Genomic DNA, 21,510 nt, shown 5'->3' with positions numbered 1-21,510 from the left:
CTATTCCTCTCTCTCACTATATGCTTTGCTAAGTAAACATTCTAAATAAATTGAATAGGCAATATCTTTATTTGTAATTTCTTCTTTCTTAATTATTGCTGGACATATATTTTCTAATTCATTACTACTATTATCCAACTCATCAATTTCAGTAATCTTATTAAAATATTTTAATATTGGCGTAAAATCTGATATAGCCTCTATATAATATTTTTCAATAAACTTTTCTAACCAATCTCTTTCTATTTTTTCAGCATACTTATATACGTATAATTGCTTATCTTTAAAATTTGAAAGGATTTTATTTATAACTGCTTTTGCTGCAAATGGTCCTGGTAATACATTTACTTTGTCTGCCATTTCCTTTCCTATTAATATAGGAATAAAATTGTCATCAATTTCTTTAAAAGGTTTATTTAAATCACAACTCCATTCACCTATCACCCACCATAGTACTTCTGAATCCTCAGATTTTAAGCTATTAATCTTTTGCATCTTTTCAAAATTACTAAATATACTAATAATATTTTGTTTTAACGATTCAAGCTGTTTAGCAACTTCTTCATTAAGATTTGATGTGACTAAACTAGGATTTTCTTTAATCATTACTTGTAATGATTTCCCAAAATTTCTTTTAGCATAGTCATTATCTTCATTCTCTCTTAGTTGCTTTAATGACTCATAAAAACCATTTTCTATATTATTAAAAACTCCTTCAATTGGAGGATCATAATAGTTTTTCAAACATATGCAGCTCAACTCTATTATTGTATTGTATTTATCATTATCTTTTAGTATTTCATTTAACATAATTCCTGCTAAAAGTTGTATTTCTTTATCCTGCTCATAACTAAAGGCGCTATCATCTTTAATAAATATTTCTGCAAAACTATCTTTAAATTTATCCTGCTTATTGTTTTGCACTTTCATAAATAACTTTATAATATTCTTAATAAAATTCCAATCAACTCCTTCTTCTATATATGTTTTAATACTTTTTTTTCTTTTATCTAATATATCAGCTGTGCAAGCTATATTCGCTTGTCCATACCATGTTCCCATATTTTTTTCCATTAACCTTCCCTCCCACATATTTCTAATAAAATTCATTCAATATATTTAAAAATTGACCCTCTAGATTGTTTTTTTTAATCATTTGTAAAATATAATCAACATCATCTAATTTATTTTTGTCCATTTCATTACCAGACAAACATCTCTTTAATGTAGCTTCTTTATTAATATTGTTTAGGCTTAAATATTTATAAACTATTTCCTTATCAGTAATATTAGTTTTTCTGATTTCTTTCTCCGTTTCTATATTCTCATATTCACTATAATCATTATCTTTAGTATTCAAAAGACTAATATCTTCTTTGCTTTTTAAATTGATTCCCGAATTATTATTTTCATCTAAATTCAAATCTAATGTTACTAATTTATATATATTACTTTCACACACTTTTTCATCGTATGTAAATTCTCTTACATCATTCAAAATTCTAGGATATATTTTTATTATTAACTTATCTTCTTCAACTTTAATTGAAATCCAATTATAGCACGGGATCCAATTATCATCCCTTTCTGGGTGTATTGCACCAGAGCTAATTTTAAGACTTTTTTCATCTGCTTCTATCTTTTGTAAGTGCTTATGCCCATAAAGCTGTATCTTCACTCTTTCATGCATAAGTCTTTCCAAAGTATCATTGTCTTTCCAACATTCAGGTGGATGATGACATAGTAACATATAAATGTTTCCATCTTTATTTTTGGGTATTTGTGTTTGAGTAATTACCATTTTTCTTTCTTTGGTGTTATCTTTATGATCATCTGCATTAGAAATAATAGCAGAGTTAATTCCATGTATTATCAAATTATATTTAGAATTTAATTTAATTTCACTTTGCCAGCATAATTGCATCTTATCAAAGGAAGAAGATAGTTTATTAGAAAATTTATTATATTCTTTAATAGGATATAACAATGGATTTTGTATATACTTATCATTATTAAATTTTCTTAATGCCCAGTCTACATCATCATTTTTTTGTTCCTCAATAAATTTTTGAGCATTATAAACACTAATCGATTTGTTGGGAATATTTTGATCTATATCATGATTTCCAGGCACACAATATATATCCTTTTCATATAAATCAAAAATATTTAATATATTCTTTAAAAAATTATCAGCAATATCATATTCTTCTTCTTGTCCACTATAAGCTATATCTCCACAAACTAATATACCTTTAACATTCTTTAATTCCTTTTTAGCATTTTTTTCTATATCACGTATCATTTCATTTCTTAAATCATCATTATCATCAAAGTCATCGCCACTATATCTATTAAAATGAATATCCGAAACATGAATAAATGAAATTTCATTACACATCGCTCTACCTCCGACTATATATATAATTATACTAAATTTACTTATTTTTTCAATTTAAATTATCTTTTTTTACAAATTTGGAAAAATAAATTTACAATTTTTACTATTAATAAATATCTTTGAAATAATTATGCCATCTAACATAATTAAAAATATCGAGTAAATATTTTTCCAGTGCAATTACCTGCAATTATTAATAAAGGTCCATCTATTGTTCTTATAGTCTTTTTTGATTTATTATTTTCTAGAACAAAAATAGAGGCAAACCTCGTATTTTAGTTTTTCCCTCTTAATTTAGTTATGCTACATAATTATTATGTCCATGCTTCACTCGCATGCTCCTCCAACTATAAGATGTGAATTTTTATGGCATTAAGTATGGGGAAAAAGTAAAGGTTCTATTAAGACGTAAAAAATTAACCATATCAGATTTAGCTGATATGATTGATACTTATCTTCAAAATTTAACTAATAAATTAAACCGAGATAATTCTTCAGAACAGGAACTAATTGAAATTGCTACTGCTCTTGAATGTAAATTTGAAGGATTCTTTATTTTTGATGATAGAAATAAAATATAATATTCTTTATACTTTATAAAACACAAAAAGACTATGAATTTTTAAGTCTAATGACTCTTTTCATAGCCTTTTTCTATTTTATAAATGTATAATCTTAATTCTTTACTATATTGATAATAAAAATATTTATATGGAAACTTTATATCAATTCCAAATTCAGTTACGTAATTTTCGCCCACTACTTGTACATATTGATCTTAAAATGCAATTGTCATATTGAATATAATGGATTTCAATATCTATTAGCAGCTTAATTGCCAAATTCAGAGAAATGGTAAAATATTAATATTAGAGAACTTATTATTGGCATCAAATAAAAACTCTTTTATATTTAGATTGTTTTACCTAATATTATCACTTCTTTTTCTAATTATGAATCCTCGTCCATTTGTAACAATAATTCCTTGATTAATTTGTCCAACATAAAGCATTTCCGGTATATTACTATTTTTATTATCTAACAAAATCTCCATTTTTTCTTTGACTTTTATTTTGTCAATTGAATAATAGTAATCTGATATCAATTTAATCTCATTTTCTTTTATATTATTTTTTTCTAAAAATTTAATGTATCTTTCTGATTTAATAAAAAAATGAAATTTCAAATTTGCCTTACCTTTAAATTTCATTAATTTCCCTAAGGTTTTGTTATCCACTTCATCTAAGAATATGATATTTTTTGTATTTAAATTAAAGCTGTAAATACCATTCTCATTAATTTTTGTGTAGCTATCTATATAATCAATTAACTTATATATTTCTTTCTGAAATGGTATCCTTGAATTTAAGTATATTCTACGTGAAATAAATCCAAGTTCTAGAGCTTCTTTATCTTCCTTCCCATAAAAGATTTCATAACTTTCAGGTGTATTACAGCATATTAAATTTACTAAATGATTCGCTAGCAGCTCTAGCTTATTATTCTCATATAAGATTATATTATCTCTCAAATCTAATTTATTTGACTCAGTTATTGCAAAATTTTTATAATTATGTTTTATTATATTCTCTATCTTTTCAAGTTCTTTTTCTAATTCTGAAATTATGTTTAATAATGTAACCTCAAAAACTTTGCCTTCTATACTAAATAAATATTCATCTGAATAATGAACTTTTTCTTCAATATCATCAATACAAATTTTCTCTACAAAAACATACTCTCTGCATAAGAATGCCAATTCAATATCTTGTTCTTCCATTCTTTTAATTATCATTTCAACTTCATGAAAGAGAAATCTATCTTCTTTACTTTGCTTATTAAATAATTTTTTAAAAGAATTAACTTTATTTTTCATAAAATATGCGTTAATATCATAGCTATTATCATATAAATCCTTAATTAAATTTATGCGTTTATTTATGTAACTAATAATTTTATCAATTAAGAAATTTATATTTTCTTTTACTTCCGCATTGCATTTTAAAGCAAATTTATAAATGTATTCCAATTGAATAGATTCTTTAATATCAAAGATTTCATCATATATTTTTAAGTCTTTCATTAAAAGTATAATTTCATCACCATCCATTAAATGTATCTTTATTGAATGTTTTTTTCTTTATTTTCTTTCCAATTAGACCATGTCTTTTTTTCTTTTATATCTAGCCTTTTAGGTATCACCAGATACCATTCATTTAACTTATAATATTTATTATTTACTGCTCTTTCAAGTGACTTATTAATATTTTCATAGTGCAATTTATTCATATAAAATTTACATTGATACACATCTATTGGTCCATTAAAATCTCCTACATATACATCAATACCTTCGTCCCCAGGATTTTCTTTAATTCTACTTACATCAATATAAGGATATTTGTGTTTTAGCATATTATAACAGGCACCTTCAAACTTATCAGATGCACCGTCTTCTCCATATCTTTCTATGAAGTACCTAAAATCTCTTTCTGTTGCCATAAAAAAACCTCCTATTTATAAATTTGTCTAAAGCATGCTTATTTCTGTTAACTACTTTATTAGGATAATATGCTATTTTAAAATATATCTTGTTAACACCTATATAATATTTTTCTATAATAGCTTGCCTGAATATTAAATTAAGAAACTTTTATTACTACTATTCTTCATAATAATTAAACTTTTTGAGTTTTTATTATAGACACTATATATATTTTTTTAACTTCCTATTATTAGCCTAATCAGCATATTAATTTCTTATTATATAAATAATACTAAGCCACTAACGTAGTGGTTATTTAATTTTGATTCAGCAATAACCTCTTTAAATATTAATACAACAACATTTGGGCATAAAAATTTTTTATAGAAAGAAATTTAGTAATCCCAAGTGTTTTATAAGTTACTTGCTGAATTGAAATTTAATATATATTTTATTTTACATACATTTGTTACATTAATCCTAAAACCGTGCTTTTTTAGATTAGCTGAACTTAGCAGTTTTTCCGGTTATCTCCTTAATAATTTCCTCTAGATACTCAATATCATTTGAATGCAAAAGATTTCTATCCATTTCAGTACTAACATAGTTTATAAAATTATGAACATCTTCCATATCATCTTTTTCAAGATCATTCAAAAGATATTTATTTACAGCAAATACATCATAATAAACTTTAATTGCATTATGTATTTTTTTTCTATCATCTTTATAAACAAGTATATAATTAGTTAAAATTAGAGCTTTAGTTACTAACATATGTACTAATGTATATTCGATATTATGTGCATTATGTTCAGATGCAAGACTATATGCTCGATTTATGTTTAAATAAGCTCTTTCTAAGAAATCAACTTTTATTTCTTGCCTTTTTTCTCTCCTAGCTACTCTTAGCTTACATTTTGCTTCTTGGTGTAAAAACTGATAATTATCACTAAGTAATGGATGTAGCTCTTCATAAATTCTATTTGGCAAAACAAGAGATCCTTTATATTTTCTATTGGAAAACATAAGTTGCACTGTATCCAAGAAATAGTATTGCTTTGTTATTCGATAAAATTCATTTGAGATGCCAGCTTCTGTTTTATATAGATTTTTATAATCATTTATAATATCATAGTATGCACTCGCTATAGACGAATGATTTTTAGTGTCCTCTGCCAATTTTGATAAACAACGAAATACCCAATATGCAGAATTTACAACAAATTTAAATCCTGAATGAGTTGATATTGATTGTTCAATATCAGATAAATAGTCCCTTTGTATAGTAATATTAGCTTTTTCGCATAATTCATAAAGTACTTTATCAATTCCAAGATCTATTGCGGTTTGAGAAGACACTACCATTTGTGTTGCCAAAACAATCATAGCCTTTATTTCTGTCACATTATCATAATTAAGAAAATTAATTCCTGGTAGAAGTGATTTTTGATTTTTCAAAGAACTATTTTCGATAATAACAATATAATCAAGTATAGAATTTTGCTCTTTATAATCATTTAAACTAAGATATGCTATTTTTTCATTAAATTCTTTGATTTCTTTATCTACAAATCGATTTTCAACTGGATAAAATCCTATATAAGATGCCAACATAAGCTTATTTTGAGAATAATAGCGATAAAAATCTCCATCAGATTTATTAACCGAAACAATAATTTTACTTTTTCTATTTTTAATTTCTCCCAACTTAGCAAATATTATATCTCGCATCTGAAGTGATGTAATAGTACCTTCATCAAACAAAAAAATAGAATTTTCACATTGAATAATTTTCAAAAGAAGATGGTCTTCAATTCTTAATTCTGAAGGAAAATAATATATTTTCTTAGTATACAATCTTTGTGCAATATTTAACAAACAAAATGTCTTTCCACTTATTCTATTACCATATAGAATAAATAAATTTACATCTTTCTTTTCCCTCAAATCTTCAAATAGAGATTCTGTAATATTTCTATTAATAAAAAATGATGGTAGAGTAATTGACTTTGTTTTTATGTCAATTTTAATTTTTTCTTTATTAAACAAGTATGAAATATTATCTTTATCACGATCATCTAACTTATTAAATTGCAAATTCATAAATTCATTTAGTTCATCATCTCTACTAATTCTATTTTGTTCCAAATGTATCTTGTTAATAGAATAATATAAATCATTAATTTCATCTAAATTGTTTACACGAATAATGTGAGTAATTCCATATTGTTGTAACTTTATTTTATCTTGTATCGGGAATTTTTTGTCTGATGTTAAATTACTATCATAGTACAAATATAATACTTTATGTTCTTCATCTAACTTAACTTTTTCAGAAAAACCAATTTCAGCAGTAAAAAGTAAATCAAGCTCATTAGCTAGACCACATCCAATAAATAAAACACTTTTTGAATAAAAATCATTTTGTAAATTTTTTAGCATGTCCTTATTATGAGGATCACTTAATGCTTGAATGTACTGACGTTTACTAAGTATGCAGTATTTTGATTCTCCTGTATTTATATAACGGTGTATATCTCCATGAATTTTAAATAAACATTGTTTGTTTTTTATAACATTGGGATTATGACTATCATATGGGAAAATTCTAACTATTCTTAAACAGTTTTCTATAGCATCATCATAATTCAATGTATAAATATACTGCCATCCTGAATTTAAAAGTTTTCTTTGTGGTTGTTCTAAGTCATATACCTCTTTAAAATTATTTTCCATATATGATATGAAATTATTTTTCATTGTTTTGTGTTCTTTACCATCTAAATGATTCCATAATTCATCTGAAATATCAGATAATGCCATTTGTTTTAACTGATTTACATCCTCATAATCCAAATTATCTTCTTTTGCTATTAATTCTATCATATAATCTTTTAGAACATTAGCATTAGGAACTTTTCCACATTTAGTTTTACTTCCAGCAGTAAAACCAGCACCAATTATCGGGACCAAATGCTTAGAATTCATAAGTGTTTTAATAATATCTATTATTTCTTCTTTATCATTATGGTTGCTATAATCAAGAATTTTCATATTCTTCATACCATCCTTTTACTTAAAATTTATTTAACTTCAAAAATACCGAAAATATTCTACTATAATGTAACATCAAACTTTATTTTTTATACTAATACTTTTCAATAAACTTTAGCTTTTTCTTTTCACTTTTTAATAATTATTAAAATTATATAAATATTCATTAATATAATTAAAATTAATTTTCTCAGTTCCCATTACAGACATAACTTGCTTTATAAAAAATTAACGATCATAAATTAATTATTATTTATTCACTAATTTTAATATTCTACAAACTTCCAACTATCCCTCTTCATTCCCTATAAATATACTAAAATGCATTTATGTTCCTTCATAAATATATAAAATAATAATTAATATAAATCTTTTCTACAAAATTTATAAACGCAAAAAGACCATGAAATATTTATTTCTAATAATTTTCTTCATCGTCTTTTTCTACTTCATATTAAATTAATATCCAAATCTCTAATTAATATCATATTGAATCATAGCTTTAATGTTCTTTAAATCTAAACAATAATAACTAAATAAACTAAATCTGCCCATGTAATTATAATTGCGCAAAACACTATAAACATCTAATAATTCAATTCTAATGTCATATTTTTAATATTTATATTGGCATTAAGTATTTTTAATATATCTAAACCTACAAGTAAATCAATATTTATTCCGTAGTCCATATCGCCTATTGATAATGAAAAATCTTTAAGAACAATATCATTTAATTTTAACATTTCAAAATTCTTAACAAGAATTCTTTCGTAACCACCTATTCCTTGGGCATTTTTTATCTTTTCATTTCCATTTAATAAAATATAGTCAGCATTGATTAATGTAGTAGCAGAACCTGTATCTATTAAAACATTTTCTAAATGTAAATTTTGGCTATTAATTCTTAAATCTAGTGAACAAAACAATAAATAGTTTTGGTATCTTAATTTAATCATCTAATTAATCCAATCCTCTCATTTTCATAGACTAACAATTCTTCTTTTGTATTACCAAAACTTAATTCACGCGTTTTATCTTTTCTATGGAGCATACGATAACACTTAAAAGCATCATTAATGTCATCAAAAACTTCTATTATTGCTACGTCTTCAATTATTAATTTATTATCTTCTTCATGTTGTTTTAAACTATCAAATACAATCCATTTATTTGGATATGTTTTTCTTACTTCATTCCATAGCATAACCGAACATCTCCTTCTTTCTGCATTCTACCTTAATTATAGCACATATATTAAAACTCTCTCATACCAATTTTGTATGTTGTCCTTTAATCTTAACCAATCTTTGGTTTAGTTAGGATGTGTGTCTGCACTCCTAAACACAAACGAACTTGAATGTTTTGAAAAGCTCAATTTTTTTGTAATTTTTCTCTAAACGCTACTTTATTTCATATATTATTTACAACCATGAATTTTTGTAATTTAACAAATTCTGTTACTATAATAAACATCTCGTTCTAACATTATTATTCAGATTTAATATATATTAGCTATGGTATTATTTAAATTTGAACCTTTAATTTTTCTTTATATTTTTCATAATCCTCACTAAGGACATATTCAATAATCCAAACTTTTGGAATCATGTATGTCAATGAAACAAAATAATGCCTTACTCTATTTTCTCTCATCAGTCTTCTTGCTGCTTGTTCAGATATTCCACCAAGCATTTCTCTAAATGTTTTTATATTAACAACGTCTGGATAATCTTCAAAAAGTTTTTCATAATATTTTTCATCTCTAATCATAACTTACATCCTTTTATAAATTATTTGTCAATGGTAGGATGTTAGTTGATTTTTTATTAGTTCTCTCCTAGTTCTCTCCAAAATTCAAATTTGATAACTTTTTTCGAATTTTTCCTTTCACCACTGATTCTCTCAATCCAGTTTCAAAATTCCTCTTAATCCCTGTAATAGTACCGCTTTAAGTCAGCTCTATTTTCTCTTATTTTCCTTCACAATACTTTAGCTTCTAGATATCTCAAGGGACTCAAAATCCTCTGGTAGTGATATCGTGCCGGTTCGAATCCGGCCAGCGGCACCATTAATTTTGGTGAATCGTCATATTACTTGGCTCAGACGCCTTGTAGTATGGCTTTTTTTATGTGTTTCCCACTTCTTTTCCCACTTCTGCAACAATTCCTGTACTTACCATCAATTAATCTTTTAAACCTAGTAATGGTGCCACTTATAGCCTCTTGTAATATTCTAGCTATAAATCCATCTTATCTTAATATTTTCCTTTTGGGCATTAAATAATATTAGCTATAATTGTAATTACAGCTAACATTAATTGTTAAAATATATTATATGATAACTTTATTAATAAATTTCTTCTGACATAAAATTAAATATTTTTTAATTACTATTTGCATAAAGTTTATTATTATTTCTGATAGAAATAATAAATGAAGAAAACTATTAAGTTAAAAAACATTTTTCAAATCTTTTAGGTTGTTGATTTTATTTTAATGTTCTAGATAAACCATAAGCCGAGTTCTGTATTGGAACCAGCTTGTACCAAATCATACTTTATAGTATTTTATAATACTTTCAAGCACTGATGTTTAGGCACTTGTAGGCAGTTTTTATATTTCCCCATAACTTACCATGCTCTATTGTATTTTTTCTTCTAAGGGAAAGTTGAGGGAAATTTACCTTGTATAATTTATATTGATATATTAATTTAATGTGGCGAATTATATTCCAATCATTAAAAATACACAACTCCAAATATTGCAACACACACCTCATATTGGATTGTAGTTTCAACATGAGGTGTGTGTTGAATAATTATACCAAATTTTAACTTATCGTATTTTATTGTATCTATTCATCATTGAAATTACTTCAAACCTCAGATTAAAAATATCATATCTTTACATATTGTATTTTTTAATAATAAAGCATATCTTGTTGATGGTCGGAAGAATGGTGGAAGTTTTAATTCTTCCGACCATTTCTTAAGTTAAGAATATCAATAGTAAACATAAGAATTTATAAATATTATTTTACTTTATTTTTATCTAGATAATATTTAAATCAAATAACTTGCTCCTAATTATATTTAAATTTCAAATGGAACTGCATAACTCACGCATGTCTTCATAATTTTAGTTTGCTTTTTCTCATTAATTATTTTAATTTGATTTGACTTCCTTATCAAATTTGTAAACTTTAAAATCATTTTCACCCAAAAATGAAAACTTCTGTTTTAATAAAAATGCTAAATTTTCATTTGCAGTTGCAAAAAATATTTGCCTATCTGTAGAAACAATCATTTCACGTATATAGTCTATAAATGATAGAATATTTAAATCGTCAATAAATGCAATCGGATCATCAAAAATCAAATACGGTGGTCCATTTTTTAATTTTTGATTTAAGCATAGGAATACTGCTAATGCTAGTGCTGATCTTTGACCAGTGCTTATTGATTTTAAATCAGTAATTTCATTAGTATCTGTTCTTTTAAGTATTATGCTAGAACCTTCCTCAAAATAAATATCGATAAATTCAGCTGGTGAGTGTATTTCTGTAAAGATTCTTACTATTTTCTCTCTATTTGAATTCATAAATTCTTTTAAATAATTATTCTTACTATGATTTTCTAAAATATCATTAATAATGCTTAGTGCTTTATCTATTTTTCTCAATATTGCTCTTTTTTCATTAAGTTTTATTCTATAGTCTTCAATTGTATTAATACTTTTTCTTTTTATAATATCAATCTTATCCTTCTGTTCTTTTTCCAATTTAAATTTATTAAACAACTCATGTAATTCTTCAAACTCTTTTTTCTTAATCCAAATATTATCCTTCTCAGCTAATTCTATATATTCATTAATACTACCGATCAAAACTATTGCTTTTTTTATTTTTTTCTGTCTATCGATGATTATATCTTCGAAATTGTCTTTATAACTAGATTTTAAATATTCTTGCACTATATTTCGAATTTTCTTTTCTTTAATATATATTTCGTTATTAATACTATTCTTTTTTTCCATTAATTCACTTAATTTATTTTCATAATTTTTGATATTGTCTACTCCGTATATCTCCTCTACTTTAAGCGAATTGAGATGTCTTCTTAGCTTATTATATTCTTCCTCTGTTAATCCATCCGCTGCTAACTCATCTCTAATTCTATACCACTTAAAATACTCATCATTAATCTCTTCTGCTTGAGATTTTATAGACTCAATATAATTCAAAGCATCTCCTAAACTCATATCTTCTTTCTTAATACAATTTAATCTATATAGAATTTCTTTAACTTTTTTAACAGTAATATATTGTCTTTCTAAATTATCAATGTTAATCTTTAGAAACTCACCCTCTTTTACATATTTCTCCAAAACTTCTGCATTCTCAAAAACTGTATATATTGCCTCTATTCTTTTTTGCAATTCATTATTACTATATGGTGTATTACATAGGGGACATTTGTTTATATCGGTATTAATTCTTAATACCTCTTTTCCCTTAGCTTTAATTTCTACAACTATTGCTTCTAGCTGACTTAAGCTCTTTTTAATAGCGGATGTTTTTTCTTCACACTCTCTATACTTTTCTTTTTGTAACTTTAACTTTTCTCCTAAATTAATATGAAAATTACTTATACTCTCACCGGAATTAGATAGAATAGTTAGATCACATTTTTGTAATTCTTCTAGACATTCATTAAGCAACATCTTCCTATTATACAATTCTGAGATCCTTGCATTTATCCCCTCTAACTTAATTTTAATATTTTTTTCTTCATAAAACCTATATTCATTAAGTAAATCTACTACTTCATTTATGTTTTTTATTTCTCTTTCTATACCTCTAAATTCTTGATTGAGCATATAAATTTCTTCTTGATAAGATTTATAACACATCACAATATAATCAATATCAGCCTCTTCATTATCTATATCTTTTTTAGTAAGTTCATTAATCCAATTGATATCCTTAATTAAAATGTTGAGGCTGTTTTCAACTTTGATAAAATCATTTTCAAAATCACTATATTGTTTCTTTAAATTATTTAGTATACTACCTTTCCAATAAATATTTTTTGCATTCGTAATAAATTTATCAAATAATAAATCAGGATTACACATTCCATCATTTAATTCTATTAATGTTTTCTCTTCATCATTTATTACTTTTTCATAATCATCAATAAATTTAATTGTATTAGATTCTTCCTTTTTTAATCTTTCTTGATAGCCAAATAATCTGTTCTCAATATAGTTTACATTTTCACCTAATGCAATATCTTCAAAGGCTTTATTTATATCTCCATCTGCTTTCTTTTCACTTGTCAATTCAAATGATGCATCTGTGTTAAAAAAGTTATATCTATTAAAACCAACACATAGACGATTAATGCCGTTACTTTGCGGTTTATTATACCAAAATTCATATCTCTTTTTGAATGTTTTATTATCACATTTATTACTTACTACCTTATCAAATCCTTCAAAATATGCATTAATCTTAATCTCATCACTTTCTGCATTTTGGTTTCTATAATTTTTACCACATAAAAGTAATTCTATTGCTTCTAATACAGATGTTTTCCCTGTCCCATTTTGTCCTGTAAAAAGATTCACTTTACCAAATTCAAAATCCCGTTTAATAGGAAACTTACGATAATTCTCAAGCGTTAATTTTTTAATCCGAGGTATTTTTCGCATCTCTATATCTTCAACTACCTCGCTCTCACCTCCTCTATTAGCGTTAATAATATTCTTCATACTATTATCATCTTGCTTAATTGTATTACCTTCTATAATTGATTTTACTCCATCTGTATATTTTACATCTTTCATGAAAATACAATCCAAATCATTTTTTTCTAATTTAGTTATCCATAATTCAGCTAAATCCTCACTAATATTTTCATCCTTTTCAATCTCTACATTGCACTTTTTATCTAACCAATTTTCTAACTGTTTTTCATTGACAATATATTTTCTACAATAGCTTTCATTTTTTTGAATTTCAGTAATTTTATTCTTTAGATTAGAATCAATTATTTCTGGCTCATAAAGCATAATTAAGTAGAAATTCCATTGAAGAAATCCTGGATTAGTATAGTAGTTATCAGAAATATATTTTTCTAAGTATTCCTCTATATCAAAAGTATCCGATTTCCATTCTTCTGAATAATCAACATAATAAATCTGGTATAAATTCTCATTATAATATTTTTGGCATTTTAAAATAGTACTTTTTTCATCTATATTTTCAACTTTGTCAAAGTACTTACATAGAATATTTTTTATTAAATTTATATCCAAAATTATTCCCCCTTTCTAAATGACTCTCTCTTAACTGCAGATGATTTTGTTATTTTAGGCTTATTATTCTTAAAGTATTTTTTTATTCCCTCGATACTCTCATACCATATTACCAATCTATATTCAGATTGACTATCCTTTAAAAGGTTTGCAATTTTATCAAACATCTTTTTAACATTGTTATCAGTTTCAAGACCAAGATACACTACGGTTGCTGGAATTTTTTTATCTTTAGAATATATGTTAAAATAGTAACTATTATTTATGCTATTGGGATTATAATTAATTTCAAAGTTTCCATACAAATCTTTAATATTTTTTGGAAAGTTACTTGACTTATTTAATATAGTAGTTATTAGTTTGCCAAATTTCATAAGACCTTGCTTCCTAAATTCCTTAGATTCAGCATTAGGATGTTGTGCAAAAGTATATCTCTTAATAGCTTCATCAGTACTACTCTCAATCCTAAAACTTTTTAAATTTTTAGGTTTTATATGTCCTTGCTCAGAAATTAATCCTGTAGATAAAAGTATTAATCTCTCGATATTAATAGGTTGTAAATTCAAGCTATTTATGTAAGAAAAATCAATTCCAACATCCGTACATAAATCCGAAAAGCAATCATTAGCATTTTCTTTTTCTATCCACTTACTATTCCACTTAAAAATAGATTTCATTTTAGGACCAGTACTTCCATTTTGATTAGGAGGCGATGACGCCGCTTGTGAAACTTTTGTATTTTCAAATAAGAAAATAGCTTCGTCATAATTTAAATAAAAAGCATTTGTATATACTGGATTCCAATAAGTATAATAAAGTCCTTTTTTATGATTCTGATTTATCCTGTCATCACTTAAATTTACCTTCAAGCATTTTGTATATAAAGCACTTCCACCAAATAAAAGTTCATTGCCTACAAGTGCAGTCTTATGCGCCCAATTTAGAGTTAATATATCTTTGTTACATTCTTTATTTATCTTATAATAATTTTCTCTATAGTTGGAAAATGAACTATTAAACGGTTCTTTATTAAGTTGTATATGTATCAAAAGATATGGCTTGTATATATTAAAATTAGTCATTTCAAATTCTAACGCATCTGAACAAATGATAGTTGTTAAATTAATTGAGTTTTCATCATTTCTTATTGCATATATTTTGTTACCACATAATAATTTATCTCTTTCAAATTCAGTTCCTGCCATAGGATTTGTCTTAAATTGAACAATTGCTACCTTTTGAGGAGTACCATCAATTATAGAGTGTGTATTAAAAAGATAACATACTGGATCTAGAAATTTGTCTGTGCATATAAACTTAAATAGTTCTTCTTCATATATCCAATGTATATTACTATTTCTGCTGATAAATTCCCGAAACTCTTCTTGCATAATTGATTCCATACCAACTACCCATATATTTTTTTCGGAAGGATAAATATCATTTGATATTTCTTCCTCAAGAACACTCCATGGACATGAATATTCAGGAGTAACCGCTAACTCTATATTTTCCGATGATGCCAATTCAAAAAAATTTCTGAATTTTTGACATGCTAAATCCTGGTTTTCATTTCTTACGTAGTAATTACCTGCTATAATATCACCTACTGGCTGTAAAAGCATTGTTTTATATAGTTTTGCGTTTGGAATCAAGACCTCAAGCTTTGGCATATTAAGACCCAATTTTTTAAATAATTCATCTATATAAATAAGTTCCATTAATTCGGCCCTCCTAGCCTAAAAATATAATAATAGACATTAACAAAAATCATAATCTGTATTTAAATAGTAATTTTTCTTCTACTACTTTAACTTGTACTATGTTTGAAATAAAACTTTCAATATAATAAGGATATATTAGTTATCTATAAATAATATATCCTTATTATACTTCAATTTTTACAAAATAGCCTTAATTTTCCCATATTTTTTATAGAGTTTTTTAAGTTAATCTAATAGCACATTCCTTGCCTTATTTATATAAAAACGTAAGCGGTGGAACACCTGCCGTATTGAAAAAAAGTAGCTTCTCAGGAACTTGAGAAGCTACTTTTTTAATAAAAACCTTCTTTTGCAATTTTCTTTATGTAGTTATATTGTTTTCGAATAAGTTTTTTAAATTCAGAATCTGATAAGTCATTAAAAATAGCTATTCCTTCTTCATAAAGACATTCATATATCAATTCACAATAATCATCATCTTCTCTGTGCATTTTATTGTATCTTTTTTCAAGTTCATATGGAAAATCTAGAGTATAAGCTATTTCGTCAATTCTTCCGCTAAGAAATTCTTTAGTCATATTCATCATATAGTCTATATTAGGCTGACTCACTTCTATTTTCCTCCTTTGGGTTAGTTTCTTCTGTATTTATTTTGCATTCAAGTCGCACTTGATCTGCCCATGGTAAATATTCTTCAAGAACAGAATCGTTTGATGTAAAATTAATATTAGGTAAATTGCGGAATATATACTCCAAATACTTGTATGCATCTAGATTATTAGCTGCGGCTGTATTTATAATGCTAAATATAATTGCTGACGCTTCCGCCCCAGCTGGCGAATCTGAAAATAACGAATTTTTTCTTGTAATTGCTACTGGTTTCACAGCAATTTCAGATAAATTATTTGATAAAGGTATTCTTCCATCAAGCAAGAAGTTTGAAAAATATTCTTTATGATTTAATGTATAATACAGAGCCTTCTTAATGGCTCTTGTTTTGTAACTGTTTTTTCTGCCCATGCAAAAAAGGCATCCAATATAGGGATACTATATATAATCCTGTTATTTTTTCTTTCTTCTGGAGATAACTCTTTCCATTTTCTTTCGAATTTAAAGAGTTTATCACAATAAGCCCGTCCAATGGCTCCGCCGGATCCTGGAATCTCTTTCTTACCAGAATCTAGTGGAATAGCATCAAGATAATATCTTCTTAGATGGCTAAAGCACAAGCATCTAGTGATTCCTTCAACTTTCTCATATCCTGCATACGCATCACTTACATGATAACCATTGAATCCATCTAAAAAAGCTTTTGCATGATCTCCAGAACGACTGCTAGTATATTGATATAGAATTACTGGCGGACCTTCACAGTCCCCAGTTCTATGTATCCATATATATGATTTACTAGAGGCTTTCTTATCTTTTTCCTTGTTTACCTGCCATGTTGTCTCATCACTCATGATAATACTGCACTTTAATAATTGTTTATGCATGAGTTCATATAGGGGCTTTAGCCAATATTCAGAGCTATGTATTATCCAATTTGCCATCATATCTCTTTTAAGTTCAGCACCCATCCTTTTAAAATCTTTTTCCTGACGGTATAACGGCATAGACATCATATACTTTTGATACATTAGCCAGGCTATAATTGAAGGCGAAGCAACGGAATGCGTAAGCACAGGTACTGGTACAGGTGCACAATATATGGAATCATATGGATTTATATCATTTTTCCCACACTCAACACATTTGTATACATATTGAACATAATCTTTTATTATCAGCTTTGCTGGAATATATTCCATTTCTGATCTTACTTTTTTCTTTCCAATTACTTTAAGATCACTTCCACAGATTTTGCAAAAAGCTTCTTCATCATTAAGAACACATTCAACTACTTCGTGTGGCAGTGCCTTAATTAATTTTTCTCTGTCACCTTTTTTTCTTACAGGTCTTTTATGTTCTTTAATATTTATAATTTTACTTTCATCTAGAATTTCATCATATGTTTCACCAAAAAGAGAGCATTGCCCATCTATTTTAGGAGTTTTTTCACTTGACGCCCCAAAACGTTGTTTTGATGCATGCAAAACCGCTTGAGTAAGAAGTTCAACATTATGTTCTAACATATTCACCTTTTCTTGCAGTTTTTTATTTTCATTTTCAAGTTCTTTAATTCGTAAATCTTTCTTATCTAAAAACTGCATAGCAAAGGCTCCCTTCTAGTTAATTCTCTACTTATATTATACCAGAAAAGTGGCTATTTTACTAGCTTTTTAGACGATTTTAGAAAATCATCCCCGTAGTGTCAATCCTTTCTCGATGTGCTTTTTTCTGATCAATTTGTAGCCCATCTAAAAGCCATTCCATTTGACGTTTTGTTATATCACGTACTTCTCCTTCATTTTTTGGCCACTGAAATTTCATGTCATCAGAAAGAAACTTTGTAACTAATATAAATCCATTTTTGTCCCATCTAAGTGCTCTAAGAGAGGTGTGCCTTTTATTGCAAAATAAGAAAACACTTGTACCAGAGTATGGATTAAGCTTAAATTTCAATGAAACCAATGCGGCTAGTCCGTTTTGCTGCTTGCGAAAATCGGTGGCACCGAGTGCAAGATATATGTGCTCCGCCCCATCGGCTATATGCTGCATCATAATTCTTGCAGAACCTTCATTAGTCCTGCTAAAGAATTTTGATTAAAATTGCTTGGAATCGTAACCTTTATATCTTTATAGAGTATGTGAAAATCATCATATTTATTTGACTTTGATACTAGATTATCATTTTCTGAAAGGATTGGGGTAATTTCAGTAAATGTTATTTCTTCAACAGGCTTTTCTTTTCTAGTTAGTATTTTGTGATTCCAATAATTATATTTATGTTTACTAATTCCTTTCTTTTCACACCATTCTTTGACTGTCATACCACTTTCATTTCTTTCTTTGATCCGTTGCTCCCACAGGAGCAGATTTTCATTTGTGGATGCCATATTAAAAACCTCCAATCTGATTTACTTTATTAAAGCATATCAAATTGAAGGTCTATTTTCATGACGGTATTTGTTCCAGCGCTTACAAAAGAACGCTTTCATTTTATTGAAATGCGTTCTTTGTTTATTTATAAAATCTAATTCACTTATATTTATTCACGTTTATGTAATTCTAACCATGCTTCATGAACCCATGAATTTTTTAATAACTCTCTATACATTGCACATTCCCAAGAATTAGGATCATATGAACATGCTTCAACATTTTCCTTTAAATCTTTCAATACACTATCCAATCCTAATGTATTATGTAAATTTATAAGTTTTCTTTTAATTCCTATTAATCTTTGAGCTGCGTGAGAACTGTATAGTCTATTTAATCCAAAAACTTTAAAATGATTTTTAACCCTCTCAAACAATTCATTACTCCATTTATCTGGCTTTATAACATTATACGTTAATACAAAATCATTTTTATCATCCTTGATAACTTTAGCTTCCAACCAAATTTCTTCGCCCAAATCATCGAAATATGGATTTAAAATTGTATCTGCATAGGATGTAAATACATCATCTGTTTTTGCTTTGTTACAATCTTTACACGATGGTATCAAATTTGAAGGAGTTACTATTAATGAAACAAATTTTGTCTTCGGGAGATAATGGTCTAATGTTGACACTATTCCTTGTCCACAATATGGACAAACTCCATATTGTGGTATAGACATAAATTTATCATAATATTTTCTCCCAGGTTGGCCAGACTTAGCCATCTTCTGTTCGTATACTTTAATCATATCTTCTTTTGATAACCCTTGTAATTTTTGATGAGTTGCCAGATAGTGGACTTTTCTATTAGATATTTTTTCTTCATATTCATCAGTTTTAGATATAACATCATCCAAACATTTTTCTAATTTTTCTTTAAATTCTTCTCGGAAATTGCTTATACAATCATTAAAAACATCTTTTACATTATCATCCGGTTTCTTAAGTTTTATCATTCTTGGTTATGCTCCTTCTCATTTTCCACTGCAATTAACACCTTTAAAATAGCTCTCGCTTCCATACCTAATTGTCCTTCGAACTTATTTATTATAGTATCGTAATCCCCATATTTTCTTACAGCTTCTTCTAAAAGATTATGATATCCTGAGTGTGTAACTTCTAGCCCAAATACTTCTGCCGTTAAAGACGCTATGTTTTCGCCGAAGGATTCCATTTTCAATCTCTCTGCTATTGCAACTTTTCCTGTTCTTCTCATCTTCCATACACATTTCTTAGGAACTTCCTGTAAAATTACAGGCGAATGAGTAACTATTATTGCAACTCCATTTCTCTCCATAAGTAATTCCGATAAAGCCCTCACAAATGACGCCAACAATGGTGGGTGAAGATGAGCCTCAGGTTCATCCAGAAATACAAGGGTCTTTTCTTCGACAGTTTGTATAAGTGTAGCTACGGTTAAAATAATTATTTTGTGTCCCGAACTAAATCTTTTAAATATTTTTTTACTTTGATTCTTAAAATCCTCTTTCTCTGCTTCAGATGAGAATCTACTTTCGCTACATAACTCAACAATTCCTGACTCATTAAATATTGGATCCGACTGTAATATTTGAAGTGTTTTTATTAGCAATTCTTTTTTCATTCCTCTTAAACACTCTAAAATATTTTCGGTAAAAAAATTTACTAGAGTCTCTTGATTAATCTTCTCAGGAAGACCTATTTTTATATACGGCATCTTTTTCTTCTCAATATTCAACTCCTCATCAAATGCACTAAATGAAACAAAAACTACTTTTGAAAAAATATCTGTTGAATCTTCTTCTGAAGTAAAACTTCCATACTCCTCATTTTCTATCGAATTAACTATAGAGTTAATCATATTGTTTATCAAATGTGTTTTTCCAACCCCATTCCTTCCTATTAATACTTGAATATTTGTTGGTGGATTAGACTTCGGTTTAATATCAAATGAAAGCTCCATTGATTTTATATCCAATTCTTTGCTTATTGCAGCCTGATATCTAAAGCTATAACTGGTTAATCTCGCCCCTCCTTTTGCAATTCTCCTAAATTGCTCTATAACTGTTTTAGTTGAAATACCTCTTAATAATGAATTCTGTGTTACATTTAATCCTATATACTTATCAAATATTTTTTCATTTTTAGCCATATCATTAAGATTATTAAGTATTTCATCTCTCAAGTCATCTCCAAGCTCTTTAATTCTTTCATAATAATAATCATCTTGTCCTAATGAAAAAAACACCTCGCCTAGTTGATTAAAAGTGTTTCGTATATCAGGTCTTCTCTGATCTGACTTCATATCAACCTGTCCTATTTTTACTTTTCCTATCCATACCTTTTCTTTATTTTCATTAACTACCCATAAATCATACATTGTGCTATATTTAAACCAATCATCCCATTGATCTTCAATCAAATATGCGGTATTACTTGTTAATCCAATTTTATGTTCTTGATTGGTACCCAATACTATATATTTCATATTGCT

General features: G+C 26.8%; 17 protein-coding genes and 1 pseudogene. 1 reads left to right on the top strand and 17 read right to left on the bottom strand.

Translation table 11 applies throughout. From position 1 onward, the window contains the following. Together CDLVIII_RS12175 and CDLVIII_RS12170 are read right to left on the bottom strand one after the other, a co-directional pair. Window positions 1-1,074 carry a GTPase-associated system all-helical protein GASH gene (locus tag CDLVIII_RS12175; RefSeq protein ID WP_009169747.1) on the bottom strand — a complete coding sequence of 358 codons (1,074 nt, stop codon included), beginning with the start codon at window positions 1,072-1,074 and terminating at the stop codon, window positions 1-3. A gap of 22 nt (window positions 1,075-1,096) precedes the next feature. Continuing rightward, the gene (locus CDLVIII_RS12170) at window positions 1,097-2,401 is read right to left on the bottom strand and encodes a metallophosphoesterase family protein (protein WP_009169746.1); all 1,305 of its coding nucleotides are present in this window, start codon (window positions 2,399-2,401) and stop codon (window positions 1,097-1,099) included. 356 nt (window positions 2,402-2,757) lie between these two features. Between CDLVIII_RS12170 and CDLVIII_RS12165 the strand changes: the two genes are divergently transcribed. After that, the gene (locus CDLVIII_RS12165) at window positions 2,758-2,982 is read left to right on the top strand and encodes a helix-turn-helix transcriptional regulator (RefSeq protein ID WP_242835903.1); all 225 of its coding nucleotides are present in this window, start codon (window positions 2,758-2,760) and stop codon (window positions 2,980-2,982) included. Between the two features lie 341 nt (window positions 2,983-3,323). On the opposite strand, the gene CDLVIII_RS12160 is transcribed toward CDLVIII_RS12165, so the two are convergent. The 15 genes and pseudogenes from CDLVIII_RS12160 to CDLVIII_RS12095 all read right to left on the bottom strand — a co-directional run bounded on the left by CDLVIII_RS12160 (window position 3,324) and on the right by CDLVIII_RS12095 (window position 21,504). Further along, window positions 3,324-4,484 (bottom strand): hypothetical protein, encoded by a 1,161-nt coding sequence (locus tag CDLVIII_RS12160; RefSeq protein ID WP_207636828.1) that lies wholly within the window; start codon window positions 4,482-4,484, stop codon window positions 3,324-3,326. Between the two features lie 38 nt (window positions 4,485-4,522). Further along, on the bottom strand, window positions 4,523-4,903 hold the full coding sequence (locus tag CDLVIII_RS12155) for a hypothetical protein (RefSeq protein WP_009169744.1): 381 nt from the start codon (window positions 4,901-4,903) through the stop codon (window positions 4,523-4,525). A gap of 484 nt (window positions 4,904-5,387) precedes the next feature. After that, entirely contained in the window at window positions 5,388-7,952 is a 2,565-nt protein-coding gene (locus CDLVIII_RS12150; protein ID WP_009169743.1) for an SIR2 family protein, read from the bottom strand. 578 nt (window positions 7,953-8,530) lie between these two features. After that, the gene (locus CDLVIII_RS12145) at window positions 8,531-8,902 is read right to left on the bottom strand and encodes an aspartyl protease family protein (RefSeq protein ID WP_009169742.1); all 372 of its coding nucleotides are present in this window, start codon (window positions 8,900-8,902) and stop codon (window positions 8,531-8,533) included. After that, window positions 8,899-9,150 carry a hypothetical protein gene (locus tag CDLVIII_RS12140; RefSeq protein WP_009169741.1) on the bottom strand — a complete coding sequence of 84 codons (252 nt, stop codon included), beginning with the start codon at window positions 9,148-9,150 and terminating at the stop codon, window positions 8,899-8,901. The genes CDLVIII_RS12145 and CDLVIII_RS12140 overlap by 4 nt, the downstream gene beginning before the upstream one ends. A 320-nt stretch (window positions 9,151-9,470) precedes the next feature. Further along, window positions 9,471-9,716 (bottom strand): hypothetical protein, encoded by a 246-nt coding sequence (locus tag CDLVIII_RS12135; RefSeq protein WP_009169740.1) that lies wholly within the window; start codon window positions 9,714-9,716, stop codon window positions 9,471-9,473. Between the two features lie 1,394 nt (window positions 9,717-11,110). Continuing rightward, on the bottom strand, window positions 11,111-14,266 hold the full coding sequence (locus CDLVIII_RS12130) for an SMC domain protein (RefSeq protein WP_009169739.1): 3,156 nt from the start codon (window positions 14,264-14,266) through the stop codon (window positions 11,111-11,113). Window positions 14,267-14,268: 2 nt separating this feature from the next. After that, window positions 14,269-15,987 (bottom strand): hypothetical protein, encoded by a 1,719-nt coding sequence (locus CDLVIII_RS12125; protein ID WP_009169738.1) that lies wholly within the window; start codon window positions 15,985-15,987, stop codon window positions 14,269-14,271. A gap of 335 nt (window positions 15,988-16,322) precedes the next feature. After that, a complete protein-coding gene (locus CDLVIII_RS12120) occupies window positions 16,323-16,601 on the bottom strand; it encodes a hypothetical protein (protein ID WP_009169737.1) in 279 nt (92 codons plus the stop codon). Continuing rightward, a complete protein-coding gene (locus CDLVIII_RS31975) occupies window positions 16,588-16,875 on the bottom strand; it encodes a transposase domain-containing protein (RefSeq protein WP_242835988.1) in 288 nt (95 codons plus the stop codon). Before CDLVIII_RS31975 ends, CDLVIII_RS12120 begins: the two co-directional genes overlap by 14 nt. Further along, window positions 16,873-18,125 (bottom strand): annotated as a pseudogene (locus tag CDLVIII_RS12115) (IS66 family transposase); the annotation flags it as partial. The pseudogene CDLVIII_RS12115 and the gene CDLVIII_RS31975, both read right to left, overlap by 3 nt. Window positions 18,126-18,282: 157 nt before the next feature. Next, entirely contained in the window at window positions 18,283-18,651 is a 369-nt protein-coding gene (tnpB, locus tag CDLVIII_RS12110) for an IS66 family insertion sequence element accessory protein TnpB (protein ID WP_035302242.1), read from the bottom strand. After that, window positions 18,651-18,989 carry a hypothetical protein gene (locus CDLVIII_RS12105; protein ID WP_009169734.1) on the bottom strand — a complete coding sequence of 113 codons (339 nt, stop codon included), beginning with the start codon at window positions 18,987-18,989 and terminating at the stop codon, window positions 18,651-18,653. Before CDLVIII_RS12105 ends, tnpB begins: the two co-directional genes overlap by 1 nt. 152 nt (window positions 18,990-19,141) lie before the next feature. After that, window positions 19,142-19,993 (bottom strand): HNH endonuclease, encoded by an 852-nt coding sequence (locus CDLVIII_RS12100; RefSeq protein ID WP_009169733.1) that lies wholly within the window; start codon window positions 19,991-19,993, stop codon window positions 19,142-19,144. Then, window positions 19,990-21,504, bottom strand: coding sequence for an AAA family ATPase (locus CDLVIII_RS12095; RefSeq protein ID WP_009169732.1), 1,515 nt, complete (start codon window positions 21,502-21,504; stop codon window positions 19,990-19,992). Before CDLVIII_RS12095 ends, CDLVIII_RS12100 begins: the two co-directional genes overlap by 4 nt. Window positions 21,505-21,510 lie beyond the last annotated feature (6 nt).

The sequence above is a fragment of the Clostridium sp. DL-VIII genome (genome assembly GCF_000230835.1).
Classification (GTDB): domain Bacteria; phylum Bacillota; class Clostridia; order Clostridiales; family Clostridiaceae; genus Clostridium.
Note: the sequence above shows the minus strand (reverse complement) of the source record. Positions and strands in the feature narration are given on the sequence as shown.